Source organism: uncultured Rikenella sp., from assembly GCF_947628055.1.
Taxonomy (GTDB): domain Bacteria; phylum Bacteroidota; class Bacteroidia; order Bacteroidales; family Rikenellaceae; genus Rikenella.
In genome coordinates this window covers 1-2,950 of the sequence record NZ_CANQYJ010000166.1, presented here as the reverse complement: position 1 = coordinate 2,950, position 2,950 = coordinate 1, and the positions used below count along the sequence as shown (strand labels likewise).

General features: G+C 59.3%; 2 protein-coding genes. Both read right to left on the bottom strand.

The window, feature by feature from the left end; genetic code table 11:
- Positions 1-111 precede the first annotated feature (111 nt).
- A complete protein-coding gene (locus Q0Z93_RS10070) occupies positions 112-1,143 on the bottom strand; it encodes an FAD:protein FMN transferase (RefSeq protein ID WP_298065158.1) in 1,032 nt (343 codons plus the stop codon).
- 454 nt (positions 1,144-1,597) lie between these two features.
- Positions 1,598-2,707 (bottom strand): SGNH/GDSL hydrolase family protein, encoded by a 1,110-nt coding sequence (locus Q0Z93_RS10065; RefSeq protein ID WP_298065156.1) that lies wholly within the window; start codon positions 2,705-2,707, stop codon positions 1,598-1,600.
- Positions 2,708-2,950 lie beyond the last annotated feature (243 nt).

The following is a 2,950-nucleotide window of genomic DNA, read 5'->3' as shown; positions in this document are numbered from 1 at the left end:
CCTCGGCCATTCGAGCAAGCTCGATGGCTCTCGCCTGCTGCGTCGGTTTTCTGGTTCTCTTTGTTCACAAAGAGAACGGTACCCTCCCAAACACGTACAATAAACCTACCATTACTTCACGATTCGTTTGCGAATATTAGGCGTCGTATAGACCCCCATCGATCCGTCCGGTCGACTGAACACCAAGTAAGCCTCCAGTTCCGGATGGCGAGCCAGCAATAGCTTGCTTTTTTCCAGTCCGATCACCATGCAAGCCGTCGCATAACCGTCCGCGACAGCCGAAGTCGGAGCGATGATCGTCGCCGACAGCAGGTTGTGCACCGCCGGCCGCAGCGTGTGCGGATCGATCGTGTGCGTCACCTTATTCCCATTCTCATCGAAAGCGAACTTGCGGTAATTGCCCGAAGTCACCAGCCCCCTGTCCGTCAGTTTCAGGATCGTCTGCAAGTTTTCGCCCGGCACCATATTGCCCTCCACCGGCCGGTCGATTCCCACTCGCCACTCCCCCCCGGAAGGATTATTTCCTTTGCAGAGGATTTCACCTCCGATTTCGACCATATAGTCCTTGATTCCCAGCGAGTCGAACATCGCCCCCATCAGGTCCGACGAATAGCCCTGCGCGATCGCGTTGAAATCCAGTGCCAGCCGCGGGTCATCCTTCACTAAGCGTCCGTTTTCGATGCGTACTTTTTTATATCCCGTGAACACCCGAATCGAGTCGATCTCGCGTTGCGACAGCAGGTGCGGCATATCTTCCGTCCCGATGCGGTAAGCCGCGATCAGCGGACGCAGCGTCACATCGAACGCCCCTTTCGTGTCGTCGCCGATTCGGCGCGCTATGTCGAGGCACTCCGTAACCCATTTGTCCGGCACGGCCGCCGTATCGTTTTCGTTGAGCCGTGTCAGCAGCGAACTCGGGTTGTAGACCGACAGAGAATTGTCGAAATCCTCCAGCAATTCTTCGATATTCGTGCCCAAGTCGCGTCCCTGCGGATCATAATAGACGATATGGTACGTGCTGCCTTGCGCGAAACCGTCCACTGTCGTGTAGGAGGTGTCGGATGTGGCCGCCGGTCCGCATCCCGCACTTACCAACGCGGCTGTCAGACCGATAATTCCGGATATGATCTTCGTTTTTTGCATGACACTGAATATTCAAAGGCGGGGTTATGGGGGTATCTCAGCGGCGGTGCCGTTCGGTACTTACACGGAACCTCTCAGTTATGATCTCCCTTTGTCAAGGTGGTGCCGCCCGGCACGCGAGTCGGGAGTTTGTTCCACCTTAACCGGAGGAAACTGCCCTCGGGCCGGACAGGCTCCGCGTGCCCCCGCCGGGCTTGCAAAACTCCGTTTTACTGGAGCCGAAACTACCCCGAACAAATCCCGCCCACCTGTGAAAATCCGGTTCGCAGAACCGGGCGGGCCGGACGCTTCCCCGTCGGGAGGCCCGCAACTCGGCGGAGCTCGTTGCGTTCTCTCCCGAGCGTCCGGCCCGGTGCCGCTCGGCACGCGAACCGGGCCGGAACAACCCTAAACGGCCACACCAGCTCCGGCTTCGGCCCGCCCGCTCCGCGGAATGACTATATTCGCTCGCCGGTTATTCCCGTTTCAGAATCTTTCGGATCGCCCCCCCATACGCCCGCGCATAAGCCTCCATACCGTAGTCCGACGGATGGATATAGTCCACCATCCCCTCCGCCGGCATACCGATCTCTTCGCGCGAAAGGTAATACAAACCTTTTGTCCCCTCGCGCCGCAAATCTGCATACGCCCGTCGCAATCCGCCGTCCGCCCGTTCGTCCTCATCGCGTTTGGTCGCATTCGTCCGCCGGTTGGAGTACCCCGGATGCTCCGCGAGCAGGATCGGCGTCTCCGGCCTCAGCCGCCGGAACTGTCGCACCGCATTCAACACCAACGTGTAAACGCTGTCCTCCGGCACATACATGTTCGGCATGCAGTCCACCACGTAGAGCGCCGCTGGAATCGCAGCCACATAGTCGATCACCTCCGGTTCCAACCGTCCGTTGCCCGAAAAGCCGAGGTTCACCACCTCCCGGCCCGTCAGCCGGTGCAGGATATTCGTCCAGGCCATCCCCGGCCGCGACGCGCAAGCACCCTGAGCGATCGACGTCCCGTAGACCACCACCGGCAGCCCGTCCGCAAAGGTCGTATCCGCCGGAATAAAATCGAACTCCGCCCCCGCGCGCACCCCGATCCGCAGCCGTTCGACCGTGTTGTAGAGCGGCAGGTAGAGGGTATAGGTCGCCGCAGCCGAGGTGTCCGGCAGGTCGCGGTAGGTATAGGTGATCGGCTTTCCGAACGAATAGCCGCCCCAGCACCGCTCCCCGCGTTCATTGTAAAGATCGACCCCGCTCACCCCCGTCGCCGGCATGTGCGGCATGGCATGTGCCCCGCTCACCATATATTCTACTGTAATATCCGGTGAGTTGGTCGTAAATTGCAGGTAAAGCCCCGCGCTGTTCCGGGACAGGTTCCACACTGCGTCCCGCACGGTGCCTCGGGCCGATTCCGGCAACCGTCCGTAGTCGTTTCGGACGAATCCTCGTCCGTGAATATAGCCGGATGCTCCGGCCGCTGCCATCGCCGCGGAGTCCAATGGGTCGTGCCATGCGACCTGCTGGGCCGAAGCGGACAACACGGTGGCTGCCAAACTGCCCAAAACGGAAAACAAATAATGTCTCATCATATTCCTGCTTATAATTGCCTACCCGTTCTTTGTGTGGAAGGGTACTGTAGTTCTTTTGCACTGTGCCGTATGGGACTGTCGCTTTCTTGAAAGAAAGGCCCCATAGGGGCTTTCCGGGCTGTAATTACCCGAATCCTTAGGCTCCGCAGTCCTCTTGCATTGTGTTTGGTTCGGGGCGCTGGAATCGGGCCGATATGATGAGGCTCAGCCCTTAATCGGCCCGATTCCCCGCACCCCGATAAA